Origin of the sequence: Pantoea sp. (genome assembly GCF_039594315.1) — a bacterium.
Lineage (GTDB): Bacteria > Pseudomonadota > Gammaproteobacteria > Enterobacterales > Enterobacteriaceae > Pantoea.
In genome coordinates, this window is sequence record NZ_JBCNNP010000013.1 from 1 (window position 1) to 17986 (window position 17986).

Annotated in this window: 18 protein-coding genes; 4 read left to right on the forward strand and 14 right to left on the reverse strand. The window is 54.0% G+C overall.

Annotation, left to right across the window (positions count from 1 at the left end):
* Positions 1 to 102 precede the first annotated feature (102 nt).
* Positions 103 to 1086 carry a quinone oxidoreductase gene (locus ABDW13_RS10550; RefSeq protein WP_343552515.1) on the forward strand — a complete coding sequence of 328 codons (984 nt, stop codon included), beginning with the start codon at positions 103 to 105 and terminating at the stop codon, positions 1084 to 1086.
* 194 nt (positions 1087 to 1280) lie between these two features.
* Here ABDW13_RS10550 and pspG read toward each other — a convergent pair whose 3' ends face one another.
* From pspG to ABDW13_RS10580, 6 genes are all read right to left on the reverse strand, one after another.
* Positions 1281 to 1547, reverse strand: a complete 267-nt coding sequence (gene pspG, locus ABDW13_RS10555) for an envelope stress response protein PspG (RefSeq protein ID WP_343552516.1) — start codon at positions 1545 to 1547, stop codon at positions 1281 to 1283.
* A 281-nt stretch (positions 1548 to 1828) separates the two neighbouring features.
* Positions 1829 to 2824: a tRNA dihydrouridine(20/20a) synthase DusA gene (gene dusA, locus ABDW13_RS10560; RefSeq protein ID WP_343552517.1), complete on the reverse strand. Its 996-nt coding sequence runs from the start codon at positions 2822 to 2824 to the stop codon at positions 1829 to 1831.
* Between the two features lie 92 nt (positions 2825 to 2916).
* Positions 2917 to 4242, reverse strand: a complete 1326-nt coding sequence (locus ABDW13_RS10565) for an MFS transporter (RefSeq protein WP_343552518.1) — start codon at positions 4240 to 4242, stop codon at positions 2917 to 2919.
* Between the two features lie 48 nt (positions 4243 to 4290).
* Positions 4291 to 5148, reverse strand: a complete 858-nt coding sequence (locus ABDW13_RS10570) for an NAD(P)-dependent oxidoreductase (protein ID WP_343552519.1) — start codon at positions 5146 to 5148, stop codon at positions 4291 to 4293.
* A gap of 18 nt (positions 5149 to 5166) precedes the next feature.
* Complete coding sequence (locus ABDW13_RS10575; RefSeq protein WP_343552520.1) at positions 5167 to 6171, reverse strand: transketolase family protein; 1005 nt, start codon at positions 6169 to 6171, stop codon at positions 5167 to 5169.
* Entirely contained in the window at positions 6168 to 7028 is an 861-nt protein-coding gene (locus ABDW13_RS10580) for a transketolase (RefSeq protein ID WP_343552521.1), read from the reverse strand. Before ABDW13_RS10580 ends, ABDW13_RS10575 begins: the two co-directional genes overlap by 4 nt.
* A 193-nt stretch (positions 7029 to 7221) precedes the next feature.
* On the opposite strand from ABDW13_RS10580, the gene ABDW13_RS10585 reads away from it, so the two are divergent.
* Entirely contained in the window at positions 7222 to 8115 is an 894-nt protein-coding gene (locus tag ABDW13_RS10585) for a LysR substrate-binding domain-containing protein (RefSeq protein WP_343552522.1), read from the forward strand.
* 120 nt (positions 8116 to 8235) lie between these two features.
* On the opposite strand, the gene ABDW13_RS10590 is transcribed toward ABDW13_RS10585, so the two are convergent.
* Positions 8236 to 9486 carry a conjugal transfer protein TraF gene (locus ABDW13_RS10590; protein WP_343552523.1) on the reverse strand — a complete coding sequence of 417 codons (1251 nt, stop codon included), beginning with the start codon at positions 9484 to 9486 and terminating at the stop codon, positions 8236 to 8238.
* Positions 9487 to 9937: 451 nt separating this feature from the next.
* Between ABDW13_RS10590 and zur the strand changes: the two genes are divergently transcribed.
* Positions 9938 to 10456, forward strand: coding sequence for a zinc uptake transcriptional repressor Zur (gene zur / locus ABDW13_RS10595; RefSeq protein ID WP_343552524.1), 519 nt, complete (start codon positions 9938 to 9940; stop codon positions 10454 to 10456).
* Between the two features lie 74 nt (positions 10457 to 10530).
* Here zur and ABDW13_RS10600 read toward each other — a convergent pair whose 3' ends face one another.
* The 4 genes from ABDW13_RS10600 to ABDW13_RS10615 form a co-directional block, all read right to left on the reverse strand.
* Positions 10531 to 10743 (reverse strand): CsbD family protein, encoded by a 213-nt coding sequence (locus ABDW13_RS10600; RefSeq protein ID WP_343552525.1) that lies wholly within the window; start codon positions 10741 to 10743, stop codon positions 10531 to 10533.
* 162 nt (positions 10744 to 10905) lie between these two features.
* Positions 10906 to 12228, reverse strand: coding sequence for an MATE family efflux transporter DinF (gene dinF, locus ABDW13_RS10605; RefSeq protein WP_343552526.1), 1323 nt, complete (start codon positions 12226 to 12228; stop codon positions 10906 to 10908).
* A 135-nt stretch (positions 12229 to 12363) separates the two neighbouring features.
* Entirely contained in the window at positions 12364 to 12978 is a 615-nt protein-coding gene (gene lexA / locus ABDW13_RS10610) for a transcriptional repressor LexA (protein ID WP_343552527.1), read from the reverse strand.
* Between the two features lie 105 nt (positions 12979 to 13083).
* Positions 13084 to 13452 (reverse strand): diacylglycerol kinase, encoded by a 369-nt coding sequence (locus ABDW13_RS10615; RefSeq protein ID WP_343552528.1) that lies wholly within the window; start codon positions 13450 to 13452, stop codon positions 13084 to 13086.
* Positions 13453 to 13578: 126 nt separating this feature from the next.
* Here ABDW13_RS10615 and plsB point away from each other — a divergent pair, with 126 nt between their 5' ends.
* Positions 13579 to 16002 carry a glycerol-3-phosphate 1-O-acyltransferase PlsB gene (gene plsB / locus ABDW13_RS10620; protein WP_343552529.1) on the forward strand — a complete coding sequence of 808 codons (2424 nt, stop codon included), beginning with the start codon at positions 13579 to 13581 and terminating at the stop codon, positions 16000 to 16002.
* A 45-nt stretch (positions 16003 to 16047) separates the two neighbouring features.
* On the opposite strand, the gene ubiA is transcribed toward plsB, so the two are convergent.
* From ubiA to psiE, 3 genes are all read right to left on the reverse strand, one after another.
* Positions 16048 to 16932: a 4-hydroxybenzoate octaprenyltransferase gene (gene ubiA / locus ABDW13_RS10625; protein ID WP_343552593.1), complete on the reverse strand. Its 885-nt coding sequence runs from the start codon at positions 16930 to 16932 to the stop codon at positions 16048 to 16050.
* 6 nt (positions 16933 to 16938) lie between these two features.
* Positions 16939 to 17457 (reverse strand): chorismate lyase, encoded by a 519-nt coding sequence (gene ubiC, locus ABDW13_RS10630; protein WP_343552530.1) that lies wholly within the window; start codon positions 17455 to 17457, stop codon positions 16939 to 16941.
* Between the two features lie 92 nt (positions 17458 to 17549).
* A complete protein-coding gene (gene psiE, locus ABDW13_RS10635; protein ID WP_008109934.1) occupies positions 17550 to 17960 on the reverse strand; it encodes a phosphate-starvation-inducible protein PsiE in 411 nt (136 codons plus the stop codon).
* Between the last annotated feature and the right edge of the window lie 26 nt (positions 17961 to 17986).

The window sequence follows — 17986 nt, forward strand, 5'->3', positions numbered from 1 at the left end:
GATTTGTTGGTGGGTTTATTTCCTGCCATAGTGAATGCATTACCGATCGTGAAAGGGACGCGCAAGTATACCGTCCCAGGATGAACAATCACAGGAGTCAGAATGGCAAAGCGGATTCAATTCAACCAACACGGCGGCCCGGAAGTTTTGCAATGGGTCGATTTCGAGCTGGCCGATCCCGCTGCACACGAAGTGCAGGTGGAAAATAAGGCCATTGGCATTAACTACATTGATACTTACGTGCGCAGCGGCTTGTATCCGCAAGCCAGCTTCCCTTCGGGCGTCGGCACCGAAGCCGCGGGCGTGGTGAAACGTGTCGGATCGGGTGTAACGCGTTTTAAAGTTGGCGATCGCGTGGTCTATTGCCAGGCGGCACTGGGCGCGTACAGCGAACTGCACAATGTGGCAGAAGACAGATTGGTGATTCTGCCGGAAAGCATCAGCTTCGAGCAGGGTGCCGCGTCCTTCCTGAAAGGGCTGACTGTGCAGTATTTGCTGCGTCAGACTTACAAAGTCAAAGCCGATGAAATCTTCCTGTTCCACGCTGCGGCGGGCGGCGTCGGTTTGATCGCTTGCCAATGGGCAAAAGCGTTGGGCGCGCATCTGATCGGCACCGTCGGCTCTGCTGAAAAAGCCAAAATCGCCAAAGATGCCGGAGCATGGGCAACCATCAATTATCGCGAAGAGGATATCGCCAAGCGCGTCAGCGAGTTGACCAACGGTGAGAAAGTCGCGGTGGTGTATGACTCAGTGGGCAAAGATACCTGGGAGCCGTCGCTCGACAGCTTGCGTCGCCACGGTTTGATGGTGAGTTTTGGCAATGCTTCCGGGCCAGTAACGGGCGTGGACTTGGGCATTCTCAACAAGAAAGGCTCGCTGTTCGTTACGCGCCCTTCGCTGTTTGGTTACATCACCAATCGCGAAGAACTGGATGCCGCCAGCAATGAGCTGTTCTCGCTGATTGCCAGCCGTGCCATTCAAGTGAATGTTCCAGATCAGCAGAAATTTACCTTGAGCGATGCGGTGCGCGCGCATCAAGTGCTGGAAAGCCGAGCCACGCAAGGTTCGAGCTTGCTGATTCCCTGATCGCTAAATGCAAACGGGGCTTCCCGTAGGAAGCCCCTTTTTCTTTCTTTTTATAGTTCGCGCTGGTGTAGGGACAGCGGCGATGAATTCGTGTTGAAACAACGCCAATCATCCTGGCAGAAAACATAAGTAAAAAATATGTTTAATTGCGGATTCGTACTAAGCAATTTCCTGGTCTGTGATCTTCACCGCAATTAGCGCCAACCCTTCCGTTCTAAGTCACTGATTTTTCTTTTCAGACGGTTCAATTTTGCTTCGCCCGATGGGGTGGAAAATGCACGATACAGCCACGCCGCCACTAGCGCCAAGATCAGCCACGGCAACAATTTAATAACAATTGCCAGCAATCCGCCAAAGAACATTAAAGCGGTAGCAACAATCAAGGCCGCGATGACACCCAGCAATGAAACGCCGGTCACCAGCAGCATGAGAAAGAAGCCGAGAACAAAGAGTATTTCCACGAAGGTTCTCCAGAATTTCCGATATGGGTACATCAGGAGCATTACAAGATGCGTGCCAACTCCGTGGAGATGCTAACTGATTGAAATTATTGAATGAGGGAAAAAATGCACAATTGCAGAGTGGTGAAAAAAACCAACATGTGGCGAGGAAATAATTAACCAGATATGTACGATTCGTAGCGGCGCGATTTATCGCATTGTGTTGAACTTGCCTAGTTGCGCCACACAGCCCATCCAGACATTGCGCAATAAATTGCGCCGCTACGGTATGTGCAAACTTATTAGGCTTCCTGCGGGATCTTATCCGCTACCAGCGCCAGCGCCGCTTCTAACACGCGCACATCAGCACCCGGTTTGTGGGCATTTTCACTCAAGTGACGGCGCCATTGGCGTGCGCCAGGAATCCCCTGGAACAGGCCCAACATATGGCGCGTAACGTGGCCAAGATAGGTTCCCTGCGATAACTCCGCTTCGATATAAGGATACATGGAGCGCACCACCGCCACCGGATCCGTCAGCGGCGTATCGCGGCCAAACAGCTCACGATCCACCTGCGCCAGAATGCCCGGATTTTGGTAGGCTTCGCGCCCCATCATCACGCCATCCATGTGCTGCAAATGCTGCTTCGCTTCTTCCAGCGTCTTAATGCCGCCGTTAATCGCCATGGTCAGCGCCGGGAAATCACGCTTCAGCTGATACACACGCGGATAATCGAGCGGTGGGATTTCACGGTTCTCTTTTGGACTCAAACCAGAGAGCCAGGCTTTACGCGCATGAATGATAAAGGTGTCGCAGCCGCCCTGTTGCGCCACGGTGCCGATAAAATCACACAGGAATTCATAACTGTCCTGCTCATCAATACCGATGCGGGTTTTCACCGTGACCGGGATGCTCACCACATCGCGCATCGCTTTAATGCAATCCGCCACCAGCTGCGCATCCGCCATCAGGCAAGCGCCAAAACGGCCGTTCTGCACGCGATCGGATGGGCAACCGACGTTGAGGTTAATCTCGTCGTAGCCGCGCTCTTCAGCGAGCTTGGCACATTGCGCCAGCGCCGCCGGATCGCTTCCGCCCAATTGCAGCGCCAGCGGATGCTCGTCCTCGCTATAAGCCAGATAATCACCTTTGCCGTGAATGATCGCGCCAGTGGTCACCATTTCGGTGTACAGCAGCGTATCGCCGCTGAGTTTGCGGTGGAAATAACGACAGTGGCGATCGGTCCAGTCGAGCATTGGGGCAATAGAAAAACGTTGCGAGGAGAAGGTATCGGTCATGAAACGCAGTAAATCCGCAGTAAGTGAGTGATGAGAAACTGCGCAAATGATAGCACAGCAATAACGGGCGACACAGCCGCCCGTTATTAGCACTACACCGTACGTGCTTTTGTCGCAGAAGCAGGCTGACGAGCAGGCTCACCCACGCGCGCCGGAGCAGTTTCTCGCGTGTGCAAGGCAACCCAAGTGGAAATCACTCCCAGCAGCGAGAACATCACCGCCGGTCCAATCCAGCCCACCATGCTGTAAACGCCGGTGGCGATGAACGGCAGCAAACCCGCCACTACCGATGCGCCGTTGTAGCCGAGTGAAATCCCTGATGAGCGCACATTGGCCGGGAACTGCTCGGAGAACCAGCTCGATTCCACCGCAAAGATCGGGTCATGGCTGAACAGCAGCGACATCGCTACCGCCACAATCACCATGGTTACGGCGCCGGTATTGATCAGCATGAACATCGGGATACCGAACAAGATGGTGAAGATGGCGCCAATCAGGAAGATTGGGCGACGACCGTATTTGTCACTCAACGCGCCGTACAGCAAGTGGCTGCCCAAACCAAGCGCCGAACCGATCAGCGTGCCCCACAGCACATGATGGGTATCGGTAATTTTCGCCAGCACCACATACGAAAGCATAAAACTGGTGGTGATGTAGTAACCGCCGGTTTCCGCCAGACGTAAGCCCATAATCTTGACGATGGTGCGCCAATCGCGGCGAATCACTTCCAGCGCCGGTTGTTTGACGATCTGATTGTCGGCTTTGGCTTTTTCAAACTCCGGTGATTCCGCCACTTGCAGACGAATAAAGATGCCGATCGCCACCATCACAAAGGAGATCAGGAACGGCATGCGCCACACCCAATCGCCTTCAAACAATGCGGCCGAGAGCAGAAAAGAGCCGTTCGCCAGCAGCAGGCCGAGCGGAATGCCCAATTGTGGCACCGCGCCGAAGAAACCGCGCTTTTTGGCCGGCGCATGCTCAAAGGCCATTAACACTGCGCCGCCCCATTCCGCGCCGAATCCGATCCCCTGGATCATCCTGAGTAAGATCAACAAGATTGGTGCCAGGATGCCCGCTTGTTCATAGGTGGGTAACGCGCCGATCAGCACCGTCGCGCCGCCCATTGCCAGCAGCGACCAAAACAGCACGGTTTTGCGGCCATAGCGATCGCCAAAGTGTCCGGCCAGATAACCGCCCAGCGGACGCATCAGGAAGCCAACTGCTAAGGTGGCGAAGGCCGCGAGAATGCCGATGATCGGCTCTTTGGTATGGAAAAAAATCGGGCCAAAATAGGCCGCCGCCGCCGTGCCGTAGATGAAGAAATCGTAGCTCTCAACTGCCGATCCAATCATCGATGCGAAGGAGACTTTGGCCGCGTTTTCGCGGGTGCTTGCAGGTACAGAAGTCGTGTTCATGTCTTACCCCGGTATTATGATATTTTTTCGGGCAGCGTGACTGACTGGTTAACGTGTCGGTTTTTGCCAGGTTTCAATCACTCTGCTGTCATCACGTTGCCCCAATCCGGCTTCTGCTGCCGCCAGATAACGAGCATGAGCGACCTGTAAGAGCGGAACCTCTGCGTGACAGGCGATCGCCGCCTCTGCCACTAACCCGCTGTCTTTCACAAAAATATTGATGGCGCTGGAAACCGCCACATCGGTGCCCTCCAACATGCGTGGGCCACGATCCGACAACATCCACGAACCCGCCGCACCGCGTTCCACCAGCTTCAGCACCTGCGCCGGATCCAGCCCTAATGATGTTGCCAGACTTAGCGCTTCGGCGGCCGCCACGATGTGCACCGAACACAGATGCTGGTTGATCACTTTGATCCCCTGACCTTCGCCGATCTCGCTGCCGACGATCGACACCGATCCCATGGCTTTTAATATCGGATCAACGGTGGCGATCGCCGCCGCTTCACCTGATGCAAAAATCACTAATTCCCCGGTGCTGGCGCGCGCGGTGCCGCCCGTCACTGGCGCATCGACCACTTTTGCCCCTGCCGCGATCAGCTGAACGGCTGCTTCCCGCACCGCTTGCGGGCCAACGGTGGACATAATCACCCAATGTTGCCCCGCCACCTGCGGCAAGGCTTCAGCCACCAGCGCCTGCAACTGCTGCGGCGTGGCAACCATCACCACCACCACATCCGCTTCTGGTGCTTGCGTGATGCTGCTGACCGCTTCAATGCCCTGCGCCTGCGCACGTTGGCGCGACGCCTCGAACACATCCACACCCAAAACCGCATGTCCGGCCTGCTGAATCTGGCAGGCCATCGGTACGCCAATCGCCCCGGTGCCGACGAAGATAACTTTCATGCTTTTCTCCTTACGCATTTACGCCAGCCAGACGCGAATCGCGCTGACCACGGCATCAGTGGAAATCCCGTAACGGTCGTGCAAAGTTGGCAACGCACCGGCATCGAGGAATTTGTCTGGCAGGCCAATATGTTTGAACACCGGCATCACCTGCGCGTGCAGCAAGCTGGTGGCAATCGCTTCACCTAAACCGCCGACCACGCTGTGATTCTCCATCACCACCACTAAACGCCCGGCGCGCTGGCACTGCGCGATGATGGTTTCTGTGTCCAGCGGCTTGATGGTCGGCACATGCAGCACCGCCACATCCACGTTGTCATGCGCCAACGCCTTGGCCGTTTCCAGCGCGCGCATGGTCATAATCCCGCTGGCGATCAGCAAGACATCGCGGCCATCGCGCAGCATTTTGGCTTTGCCTAATTCGAAATGGTAATCGTATTCGTCCAGCACCAGCGGTACTTTGCCGCGCAGCAGGCGCATGTAAACCGGGCCTTGATGATCGGCAATCGCCGCCACCGCTTGTTCGGTATCCAGCGCATCGCAAGGATCAACAATCGTCAGGCCCGGAATGCCACGCATCAGCGCAATATCTTCCGTGGCTTGATGACTCGGCCCGTAACCGGTGGTTAAACCCGGCAGCGCGGCGCAAATCTTCACGTTGAGCTGCTCTTCGGCAATCACCTGATGGATAAAGTCATAGGCGCGACGCGTGGCGAACACTGCATAGGTGGTGGCAAACGGCGTCATGCCCTCTTTCGCCATGCCGCCCGCAGCGCCCATTAGCAGCTGTTCAGCCATGCCCATCTGAAAATGACGTTCAGGATGAGCCTGAGCAAAAATGTGCAGATCGGTGTATTTCGACAGATCGGCAGTCAGGCCAACAATATTTGGTCGCGTGGCCGCGGCTTTCACCAGTGCATGACCAAACGGCGCGGAGACGGTTTTCTGTCCTTCGCTGGCGATCGAGGCAATCATCGCCGAAGTGGTCAAGCGCGGTTTTTTCTCTGCGGTGATGCTGCTCATTGTGCGGCCTCCTGAGCCTGATCGAGGATGGCGATGGCCTGCTGCCATTCATCGGCATCAACCCGAATAAAGTGGTTCTTTTCTCGTGCTTCAAGGAACGGCACGCCTTTGCCCATCAAGGTATCCAGCAGAATCACCCGCGGTTTCGGCTCTTGCAGCGCACGCGCACGGTCAAACGCCTGTTGTACTGCGGCGATATCGTTGCCATTCACGCGTTGTACGTGCCAGCCAAACGCCTGCCACTTATCTGCCAGCGGTTCAAAACCCATCACGCTGCTGGAAGGACCGTCGGCCTGCTGCTGATTGATATCCACTAATACGATCAGGTTCGACAGCTGATGATGCGCCGCACCCATCGCCGCTTCCCAGGTGGCGCCTTCATCTAACTCGCCATCCGACATTGAGTTATACACAAACGCCGGATTGCCTTTGTGGCGCAGCGCCAGCGCCATGCCGACACCAATCGTCAATCCCTGGCCGAGCGAGCCGCCAGAGATCTCCATGCCGGGCGTGTAGGTTGCCATGCCGGACATTGGCAAACGGCTGTCGTCAGAGCCGTAGGTTTCCAACTCTTCTTCAGGAATCACGCCCGCTTCAATCAGCGCCGCGTACAGCGCGATAGCGTAATGACCGTGCGACAGCAGGAAGCGATCGCGACCTTCCCATTCCGGATCTTCCGGGCGGATATTCATCGCGTGGCACCACGCCACCGCCAGCATATCGGCCAATCCCAACGCCTGACCGATGTAGCCTTGCCCTTGTACTTCGCCCATTTGCAACGCGTAGCGACGGATGTGATACGCGTGTTGCTGCAAACGTTGCAAAGTGGTCACTTCAGGTTCTGCGAGAGTCGTCATAAGTGTTCCTGAGAAAGGTGAAATCTTGCAAAAGTGGCGAGTAGCGGGCAGATCTATCACGGAGAAATGTGCATGCTATTCACCTGTGAGAACGGCTGCCCACGCTCGCTTTGCCCCTTGGGAACAGATTACGCAGCCACAGCGCCGACCGACAAAAGCAAAAAATGCATCTACTGTTGAATGGGATTCACGAATGTCGTTATTGAGAAAAGCCCCGCTTTCACTATTACGGGCGTTTGAAGCGGCTGGTCGTACTGGCGCGTTTGCCAGCGCGGCGAAAGAACTCGATCTCTCGCCCAGCGCCATCAGTCACGCCATCCGCAAACTGGAAGAGACGCTGGAGACGCGTTTATTCCAGCGCAGTACGCGCGAAATCATCCTCACCAAAGAAGGCGTGGTGTTGCTGGAGCACATTCAGCGTGGCTTTGATGAGATGCAGCGCGGCTTGGCGCTGGTGACCGCCGATGAGTCGCGTCCGCTGCGCTTGCACACCGCGCCGAGTTTCGCTCATCAATGGCTGTTGCCGCGGCTGGGCAGCTTTATTCAGGCGCATCCGCATATCGATTTGCGTCTATCGGCCAGCACCGAATACGCGCGCTTCGAGCAGGATGACTTTGATTTGGATATTGTTTATGGCGAGCCGCGTCCATCGCCTTATGAAAAGATTCCGCTGGCGGTGGAAGAGTTAACGCCGCTTTGTTCGCCAGCGCTGGCCGCGCAGATCAAGCAGCCTGAGGATCTTTATCATCAGCCACTGATCCAATGTGATGTGCAGCTTTATCAATGGAAAGGTTGGTTTGAGGCTAATAACCTCACGCCGCCGCGCCATTATGGTTTGCGCTTTGACCGCAGCTTTATGGCGATTGCCGCCGCCGTCGATGGGCTGGGCGTGGTGCTGGAATCCAAATTGCTGGCCGAACGCGAATTGGCGAGTGGGCGTTTAGTGTGTCCGCTGATCAATACCACGCAAGAGATTCATTACATCGGCCACTATTTGGTGTTTCCGCGCCATCAGCATCGCCATTTTGCGCTCGACAGCTTTAAAACCTGGCTGCTTTCCCAGCTCAATCTGGCCCAGTTACGCTGATTGATTGCGATCACAATTTCCCGCAGATGAAAAAAAACAGGTCGCCGATTGCGACCTGTTTTATGTGAGCCTGTTCACGAGAAATCAGGTTGAATGTAACCGTGATGTGAAATTCATCGGTTAGAAGTTAAATCCAAGCTGCAACATGGCACCGACAGTATTGTCTTCGCCCACCGAACCGGCCAGATCCAGATGTACCGTATTGTGGAATGGCGACACGCCCAAACCAGCGGTGAAGACATTGGTATCGTTCGATTTCATATCGGCGCGATAACCGGCACGTAGCGCCAACCATTCCAGCACGCGATATTCGGCACCGACGCCAGCATATTGGCTGCTCTCTTGCGATTTAAAGCGTTTGGTTTGTGTCAAATCCACATCACCGGCCACGGTAAATGCCCCGTAATTCCACGAAAGTCCGGTGGTGACCAGCGGTCGGATTTGGTAGGTATCGCTGTAACCATTGACCTCTTTGGTGTCGATGTCACGCGAAACCAGGTTCTGTCCGGTCACGCCTAACGTCCAGTGGTCACCGAAATCGGTGGCAAGACCGGCATCGACGTTAAAACCGGTATCGCTGCTGCGATAGCGACTGTCGTTGATATCGTTCTTGTCGTAGTTGTAGATGCTGGCGGTGTAGTTATACAGCCAGGTTTTTTGCACCTTTGGCGTTACGCCCAGTGAAACCGGATGACCTGCAATCGAGAACTCATGAGCAACGGCAACGCCATAATCGGTGATTAACGCCGCCAACCCGTTAGCGCTGGAGCGCAGATTATCTTCATCACCGGGACGCGGAATGATGCTGCCATTGGCTACGCCGCGCAGGTAAGCAATATCGCTGTCCGCCACGTTGGCGCGCACGTGCGCCGTGCCATACGCCTTGGTAATGAAGGCAAACGGCAGGGTTTCATTAGGAACCGTGACAGCCAGCGCCACACCCGCAGTGCCATCGGCTTTGTTGCCACGTAAATCACTGAGCTGATTCGCCATATCGCCAGCAGCCGCTTTAAGTTGCGGGTAGCCATTGAGGTAATCGGCGAATGTCAGGCCATCAATCACTTTCTGATAGCGATCGACGGTATCGGTGATGTCATCGACACGGTCGATTAATTTGTCTTTGTCAGTAACCTGTGCGCCCGCTGAAGGGAAAATGATGCTGACGTTGTCTTCAGGCTGCGCTTTGGTCATCAATGCTGGGTTAGCCAGCACCGCTGAACTCCATGTGGAAGACGCCACGCCAGTGCCGCCCATCGCATCATTGCGTGCGTCGTACCATGTACCTGCTGCCAGAGCCGAAGTAGAAAGAAATACCGCATTCAAACCAACAAGATAAGCAACTTTTTTGTGCCTGAATAATGTCTTCACCATGAGCCTGCCATCACCTTTAAAATGTCGCTGAGCCTCTCACCGACTGAACAGTTTAGTTAGCCGCTATTCTGAACCCTGGCTAACGCTTCATTGCTGTGAATTAAAAGGAAATAGCACTGCTATTCGCAGAATTGGATACGCCCGCACCATTCTGCTGTGTTTTTATGCAGAAATATTAACAGTGAGTAAATTGATGCCAGAAATTACTTAAGACCTTTTGAACCATAGACGCTAACCTGGTGAGTTGCAAAGCAAAAGCCCTCAACCGTTGTCGTGCCTACCAGTTACGATTGGTACAGCAAAAATGCTGCAAAAAAATAACCGGGGAAATGATTCAGGTAATTTGTTGATTGGTGGGAATTTTCTGAGGCGCTTTAAGGATAAAAAGCAATCACAGCAGGGTAAAAATTTGTGTGATAAAATAACATCACCTGTAACCTGGAGAACGCTTATGTCAAACCTCACGCCCGAACAACTTCTGACTCAGGCTGAATCACTTTGCCTCGACCGCGGCGTGCGCCTCACCACCCAACGCGCAGAAGTGCTGCGTTTAATGGCGGAGCAAAATGGTTCGATAAGCGCCTATGATTTGCTGGATCAGTTGCGTGTCAGCGAGCCACAGGCTAAACCGCCGACCATTTATCGTGCGCTGGATTTTTTGCTGGAACAGGGCTTTATTCATCGCGTTGAGTCAAACAACAGCTATGTGGTTTGCCATCATTTCGATGAACCGGCGCATACTTCGGTAATGTTGGTATGCGATGGTTGTGCGGCAGTGACAGAAAAACATGCTCACGGCGTGGAAAAAACCATTGCAGGTTTAGCCGATCAGGCAGGATTTTCACTGCGACATACAGTGATTGAAGCACATGGTTTGTGTGAGAACTGCGCGGAAGTCGCGGCTTGTACCCATCATGAAAGCTGCGAACATGACCATCAGGTGGAAGGGAAAAAACGGGCGAGAAAATAGGGTGGCACTTCCGTGTGCCTTACCGATCACTACGCTAAATGATCGGTGGGTAGGAGCATCTTCCTGAACGGGAATTACCAGCGGTAATCTTTATTGGTGGTTTCCCAATCCTTCACTTCTTTCTCGGCTTGATCTTTCGCGTAGCCGTAGCGTTCCTGAATTTTGCCGACCAGCTGATCGCGCTTACCTTCAATCACGGTCAGATCGTCATCAGTGAGTTTTCCCCACTTCTCTTTAAATTTCCCTTTAAACTGCTTCCAGTTACCGCTCGCTTCGTCTTTGTTCATATAATCCTCCACGTCATCCTGAGTGAGACGGGTAGATCCCCTGTATAAATAAGGAAATACCCACACAACGCGCTACTCATTTGCGCCGTTTGAGATAATTATAGTAGGCGCTGCGCAGTTTGCCGGGAAATACAGATTAATCTGTAGGTTACGCTTCGCTTATCAAGCATTAAACCAGCTGTCACGCCGCCAATGACCGCGCCAGACCAGCCACAACGTTAATCCGCGCAAGGCAAGAAACACCGTCACCGCCAGCCACAAGCCGTGATTGCCCAGCCACGGTAATGTCAAAAGCGTAATGCCATAACCGATCGCCGCCATCACCATGCTGTTACGCATTTCACGTCCACGCGTGGCACCGATAAACATGCCATCCAGCAGATAACACCACACGCCCACCAGCGGCAAAATCACCTGCCAGATGAGGTAGCGATCGGCCATTTCGCGCAGCGCTTCAAGGGAAGTCAGCATGGCGACGATCTGTGGTCCGGTGCAGGCATAAATCACCGCAAACATCAGCGCAACAAAACACGCCTGACGACAGGCCGCATGCCAGATTAGCAGTAACTTACTGCGATCTTTCGCGCCAACCGCTTCACCGGAACAGGCTTCTACCGCGTAAGCAAAGCCATCTAACGCATAGGCCGTGAAAGTCAGGAACATCAGCAACACCGCATTGACCGCCACCACATCTGGGCCAATACGCGCGCCAAGTAACGTCAACGAAGCGAAACAGATTTGCAGCATGAGGGAACGCAACATGATGTCGCGATTAAGACGGAACAAGCGCGCCGCATCGCCGCGCCAGCTGCTTTTTAATAATGAAAAGTGAATACCGCGCATCTTGAGTACACGCGCCACCATCCACAAACCAACGGCAAGCGTGACATATTCCGCCGATGCAGTTGCCGCCGCCGCACCGGCCACGCCCCAGTGCAGCTTAAGCACGAACAGCAGATCAAGCAGGATATTCACCAGATTACCGATAATCAGCAGCACCATCGGCGCTCTCGCATATTGCACGCCGAGCAACCAGCCAAGAATCACTAAATTGGCTAGCGTGGCGGGCGCGCTGAGCCAGCGAATCTCAATGAATATTTGCGCCTGTTGCTGCACTGCTGCGCTACCGCCCATCAATGCGGCGGCCAAATTACTCGCCGGCGTTCGTAACAGCATAAACAGCATGCCAAACACCAACGCGATCAGCAGCGGCTGGGTTAACGCGCGCGCCAGTGCGGTTTTATCATTGGCGCCAAACGCCTGAGCGGTTAGTCCGGTGGTGCTCATACGTAGGAATAGCAGCAACATAAAGATAAAGCTGGTTGCTGTGGTGCCCACCGCGACGCCGCCCAAATAGATTGAGCTGTCGAGATGACCAATCACTGCGGTATCCACCACGCCCAATAATGGCACGGTGATATTAGAGAGGATCATCGGCAGCGCTAGCCGCCAGAGTGTTTTATCTGAAGAGGAAAACAGCCGCATCAGCCCATTCCGTTTTATGCGGTGATCAGCGTGATAACGCCGGACTGTGCCGCAGAAGAAGTTTCAGGAGAGTAGAATAGCAGACTGCGGCCAGCGAATTTCACGCCGCCGCAGTTGGGAAAATCCAGAAATAAATCAGAGCCACTCGCCGTTGCGCACGATGCCAACTGCCAAGCCTTCAATGGTCAGCAGTTGCTCGCGCGTATCGACCACAATCGGTTGGAAATCGTTGTTTTCTGGCAGCAAATGCACAATCGCGCCCTGCTTTTTCCAGCGTTTCACCGTGACTTCATCATCAATGCGCGCCACCACAACCTGGCCGTTACGCACTTCCTGCGTTTTATGCACTGCTAATAGATCTCCATCCATAATGCCGATGTCTTTCATCGACATACCGCTGACGCGCAGCAGAAAATCCGCGCTCGGTTTGAACAGGTTGGCATCTACTTGATAGTGCGCTTCGATATGTTCTTGTGCCAACAGCGGTTCACCCGCAGCAACGCGGCCAATCAGCGGCAGCCCTTCGCTCGGTTCTTCTTCCATTAGCAAACGAATCCCGCGCGATGCGCCAGAAACGATTTCAATTACGCCTTTACGCGCCAGCGCTTTCAGATGCTCTTCAGCAGCATTGGGCGAGCGAAAACCCAGTTGCGCAGCAATTTCCGCACGCGTTGGCGGCATGCCCGTCTGGTTAATATGGTCGCGAATCAGGTCATAGACCTGTTGCTGCCGTGCAGTTAACGCTTTCATCCCGCCCCCTGGTTGTTTATACAGTCGCTGTGAGTATATACAGGTATTGGCGGAATGAAAACCATAACAGAGGGAAAAATCAGCGGGTTGAGGAATCTGGAATCTTTATCTCAAATGCGACCAGAGCAAGGCGATCCAAACAAACAGAGCCAGTAAGATAGTCAGCAGTACCGCAGCCGACCCCATATCTTTGGCGCGCCCCGCTAGCGGATGTTGCTCCTGCCCGATGCGATCAACCACGGATTCGATGGCACTATTAAGGACTTCGACAATGACCACCAGCATCACAGAGCCAATCAACAACACGCGGGTGATGGCATCCACATCCAGCCAGCAAGCGATAACAATCGCCACCAGCGCCGCAACCGCTTCCTGGCGAAACGCGGCTTCATGCTGCCAGGCAGCGCGCAATCCTTGCCAGGAATAACCGGCTGCTTTCACTATTCTTACAATACCGGTGACATTATTTGCCATGTACGTGGAACCCTTGATCTATTTTGACGTCAATGTGTGGCAGTGTGAGGCGGCAGAGCCACAGATCTTCGCTGCGCTTTCTGGTATGCTTGCCGCGCTTTGCTAACAAGAGGCTTTAAGTTGTCTATGTCAGGTTGGCGTAAACTCTATTACAAATTATTGAATTTACCACTCTCTATTTTGGTAAAAAGTAAGGTCATTCCGACCGATCCTGTCTCTGAACACGGGATCGATCCGACACGTCCGGTGATGTATGTTTTGCCTTATGATTCAAAGGCTGACTTGCTGACACTGCGGGCGCAATGTTTGAAACATGATCTGCCCGATCCGCTGGCACCGCTGGAGATCGATGGCACCTTGCTTCCGCGCCACGTGTTTATTCACGATGGCCCGCGCGTTATTCCCTATTTCGTGGCGAATCCGGAATCGGTAAAGCTGTTCCACGACTACCTCGATCTGCATCGCAGCAACCCGCAGCTTGATGTGCAAATGTTGCCGGTCGCGGTGATGTTTGGTCGCGCGCCGGGACGTGAAACGTTGGGCGAAGCCGCACCGCATTTGCGCGTGCTGAATGGCGTGCAGAAGTTCTTCGCTATTCTGTGGCACGGCCGCGACAGCTTTGTACGTTTCTCGCAAACCGTTTCGCTGCGCCAAATGGCCACCGAACACGGCACCGATAAGTCGATTGCACAGAAGCTGGCACGTGTGGCGCGGATTCACTTCGCACGCCAACGTTTAGCCGCGGTTGGGCCGAGTTTGCCGGCGCGCCAGGATCTCTTCAACAAGCTACTTCAGTCCAAAGCGATTGAAAAAGCGGTAGAAGATGAAGCGCGCAGCAAAAAGATTTCGCATGAGAAAGCCCAGCAACACGCCATCGAAATGATGGAAGAAGTGGCGGCTAACTTCTCCTATGAAGCGATTAAAATCACCGATCGCGTGATGGGTTGGCTGTGGAGCCGCTTATATCAAGGCATCAATGTGCATGGCGGCGAGCGCGTACGTCAGCTGGCGCAGGATGGCCATGAGATCGTCTATGTGCCCTGCCACCGCAGTCACATGGACTATCTGTTGCTCTCATATGTCCTTTATCACCAGGGTTTGGTGCCGCCGCACATTGCTGCCGGTATCAACCTGAATTTCTGGCCAGCAGGTCCGATTTTCCGCCGTTTGGGCGCGTTCTTTATTCGTCGTACCTTTAAAGGCAACAAACTCTACTCCACCGTATTCCGTGAATATCTGGGCGAGTTGTTTAGCCGTGGTTACTCGGTTGAATACTTCGTGGAAGGTGGACGTTCGCGTACCGGCCGTTTGCTCGATCCAAAAACCGGCACGCTGTCGATGACGCTGCAAGCGATGTTGCGTGGCGGCAGCCGTCCCATCACTTTTGTTCCGATCTACATCGGTTATGAGCATGTGATGGAAGTAGGTACCTACGCCAAAGAGTTACGTGGCGCGGCGAAAGAGAAAGAGAACTTCCTGCAAATGGTACGCGGCTTGCGCAAACTGCGTAATCTCGGCCAGGGTTACGTCAACTTTGGCGAACCGCTGCCATTGATGAACTACCTGAACAAAAACGTGCCGGAATGGCGTGATGCGATTGATCCGATTGAACCGCAGCGTCCCGCCTGGATGACTCCCGCAGTGAATGACATTGCGGCGAAGCTGATGGTGCGCATTAACGAAGCCGGTGCGGCCAACGCCATGAACCTGTGTGTGACTGCGCTGTTAGCGTCACGCCAGCGTTCACTGACGCGCGAACAGCTGATTGAGCAACTTGAGTGCTACACCCAGTTGCTGCGTAACGTGCCGTATTCGCCAGAAGCGACGGTGCCCGATATGAGCGCCGAAGCTCTGCTTGATCACGCTATGGGCATGAACAAGTTCGAAACTGAGCAAGACAGCATTGGTGACATCATCATTCTGCCGCGTGAGCAGGCGGTGTTGATGACGTACTATCGCAACAACATTCACCACATGCTGGTGATGCCGTCGCTGATTGCCGCTGTAGTGCAACAACATCGTGAAATCAGCGAAGCAGAACTGCTGCGTCAGGTGAGCCTGGTGTATCCGATGCTGAAGAGTGAACTGTTCCTGCGCTGGAAAGATGAAGAACTTCCTGCGCTACTCAATGCCTTGTGCGCAGAAATGGCACGTCAGGGACTGATTTCTCAGCAAAATGGTCAGCTCAAAATGAATGCGGCACGTCATCGTTCACTGCAATTATTGGCAGCGGGCATCCGTGAAACCTTGCAACGTTTTGCGATTACCTTTGCGATTCTCAGCGCCAAACCGGCCATCAACCGTGGCACGCTGGAGAAAGAGAGCCGCACGCTGGCGCAACGTCTATCTGTGCTGCACGGCATTAATGCACCGGAATTTTTCGATAAAGCGGTGTTTACGGCGCTGGTGCTGACGCTTCGTGCTGAAGGCTACATCAGTGATACCGGCGATGCCGATGCCGAACGCACCCACATGATGTGGCAGATGCTGGCGGAGTTGGTGACCAATGATGTGCGATTGACGATTGAAAGTGCGATAACGCACGAGTAACGCGGCAAGCGATAAAAAGGGCGCACTTCGGTGCGCCCTTTCATTTTATAGCATATCGACAAACGGTACCGTGCTGAGCAGGATGCCCAGGAACAGCACCATGCCAACATAGTTGTTATTCAGAAACGCCTGGAAGCAAGGATCACGCTCGCGCTGGGCAATCAGTTTCTGCTGGTGCACAAACAGGCCCGCAGCCAGCAACAGCGACCAGTAAAACGCGCCGCTCAAATTGAGCATCATGCCGACCAGCGCCATCAGCGCCAGCGTCGCCAGTTGCAGCAAACCGATAATCAGCTTGTCATAGCGACCAAACAAAATCGCCGTGGATTTCACGCCAATCTTCAAATCATCATCACGATCAACCATCGCATATTGCGTGTCGTAAGCCACCGTCCAGCAGATATTTGCCAGGAAAACCAACCAGCAAACCAAAGGTAAGGACTCACTAACTGCCGCCCATCCCATCGGGATCGCCCAGCCAAATGCCGCGCCCAATACTACTTGCGGCAGATGGGTGTAACGCTTCATGAAGGGATAAACCCACGCCAGCGCCAATCCGCCGAACGACAGCAAGATCGTCATGGTGTTCATGGTTAACACCAGCATGAAGGCCAGCAATCCCAAACCCGCGAACAGCAGTTTGGCTTCCTTCTCGCTTACCGCGCCGCTCGCCAGCGGGCGTGAAGCGGTGCGCTTAACGTGACCATCAATTTTGCGATCCGCGTAATCGTTGATCACACAGCCAGCGGCGCGCATCACGATCACGCCAAGCACGAACACCAACAGCACTGACAGCGGCGGGATCGCCATGCCAGAAAGCCACAGCGCCCACATCGTTGGCCACAGCAGTAAAACAGTGCCGATCGGTTTGTCGATTCGCATCAGGCGGCAATAGGCTTGCCACTTGGTCATCGGTAAAGTGTTTTGCACAGTCATTTATCCTTGCTCCAGCGAGCGATACAGCGGCGACGCCGGTAAAAACAGTTCGGTTAGCAACAGCGGTTTGCCTGACAAACGCAGCCGGGAACGGCGTCCCCAAAAATCATCAACCTGGCCGGGGTCGATAAAATCACGGCTCAAGGTTGATGAAGAGAACAGATAGCGGCCTAGCGGTCGCGTGCCGAGCTTTTGCAGCATCTGTTCCGGGCCGTTCAATGTGCTTTCAGGGACGACCGTGCGGCCAATCAGCCAGGGTTCGCCATCGCCGCACAGTACAATTTCACGCAGCCAAAAGCGTTCATCGGCAGGCAAGAATGCCGCTTCTTCCTGCACTTCATCGGCAGCAAAAAAGCCTTCGCGGATCGGCTCAACGGTGACCTGCTGGCAATGCTGCTCGAAACGGCGCGTCATGGAATCTTCTTCCAGTAGCCAGTCCAGCAAAGGGGCGGAAAGCAGCGGGGAAGAGGCTGGTAGCCAGTGCAGTGCGCGTAACTGGCGCAGCGCTTCATGCGACATCAGGACATCTCCGGAAAAAAAGTTGCCCTAGTTTAACGCAGAGGAGAATGCGTGGCACGGATCGTTGTGCCACGACAAAGAAAGAAGATTATTTACTCACGTTTCAGGCGATTACTGTTCGCCAGCCACAACGTCACCACCAGAATCAGGATAGCAGCCGAGTAATACAAGGTATCGAACGGGTTTTTATGGTCGACGATGATCAGACGAATAATCGCTGTAATGCCGATATAGATGAAATAGCGCAGCGGGAAGTGGTAGCCCGACTGAAAATACTTCACAATCAGCGCGATAAACTCGAAATAGAGGAAATAGATGACGATGCCTTCGATCAGCAGATACGAAGAAGTTTGCTCGCCGGTACTAAATAGCACGTTAGCAAGGTGAATGGTCTCCTTGCCGAGAAACACCACCAGAATAATCGCCAGAATGATCAGGCCAATATTCAGCACCCATTGCAGCGCCAGGGAAATGTACTGCCCAACGCCTGTTTTTATTGTCATTTTTTCACACCTCGTGCTCTGAATAG

Bases quoted from the DNA above. Each gene is read 5' to 3' on its own strand.
- ABDW13_RS10550 (WP_343552515.1), top strand. From the start codon at position 103: ATGGCAAAGCGGATTCAATTCAACCAACACGGCGGCCCGGAAGTTTTG.
- dusA (WP_343552517.1), bottom strand. From the start codon at position 2,824: ATGACCGATACCTTCTCCTCGCAACGTTTTTCTATTGCCCCAATGCTC.
- ABDW13_RS10565 (WP_343552518.1), bottom strand. From the start codon at position 4,242: ATGAACACGACTTCTGTACCTGCAAGCACCCGCGAAAACGCGGCCAAA.
- ABDW13_RS10570 (WP_343552519.1), bottom strand. From the start codon at position 5,148: ATGAAAGTTATCTTCGTCGGCACCGGGGCGATTGGCGTACCGATGGCC.
- ABDW13_RS10575 (WP_343552520.1), bottom strand. From the start codon at position 6,171: ATGAGCAGCATCACCGCAGAGAAAAAACCGCGCTTGACCACTTCGGCG.
- ABDW13_RS10580 (WP_343552521.1), bottom strand. From the start codon at position 7,028: ATGACGACTCTCGCAGAACCTGAAGTGACCACTTTGCAACGTTTGCAG.
- ABDW13_RS10585 (WP_343552522.1), top strand. From the start codon at position 7,222: ATGTCGTTATTGAGAAAAGCCCCGCTTTCACTATTACGGGCGTTTGAA.
- ABDW13_RS10590 (WP_343552523.1), bottom strand. From the start codon at position 9,486: ATGGTGAAGACATTATTCAGGCACAAAAAAGTTGCTTATCTTGTTGGT.
- zur (WP_343552524.1), top strand. From the start codon at position 9,938: ATGTCAAACCTCACGCCCGAACAACTTCTGACTCAGGCTGAATCACTT.
- ABDW13_RS10600 (WP_343552525.1), bottom strand. From the start codon at position 10,743: ATGAACAAAGACGAAGCGAGCGGTAACTGGAAGCAGTTTAAAGGGAAA.
- dinF (WP_343552526.1), bottom strand. From the start codon at position 12,228: ATGCGGCTGTTTTCCTCTTCAGATAAAACACTCTGGCGGCTAGCGCTG.
- lexA (WP_343552527.1), bottom strand. From the start codon at position 12,978: ATGAAAGCGTTAACTGCACGGCAGCAACAGGTCTATGACCTGATTCGC.
- ABDW13_RS10615 (WP_343552528.1), bottom strand. From the start codon at position 13,452: ATGGCAAATAATGTCACCGGTATTGTAAGAATAGTGAAAGCAGCCGGT.
- plsB (WP_343552529.1), top strand. From the start codon at position 13,579: ATGTCAGGTTGGCGTAAACTCTATTACAAATTATTGAATTTACCACTC.
- ubiC (WP_343552530.1), bottom strand. From the start codon at position 17,457: ATGTCGCATGAAGCGCTGCGCCAGTTACGCGCACTGCACTGGCTACCA.
- psiE (WP_008109934.1), bottom strand. From the start codon at position 17,960: ATGACAATAAAAACAGGCGTTGGGCAGTACATTTCCCTGGCGCTGCAA.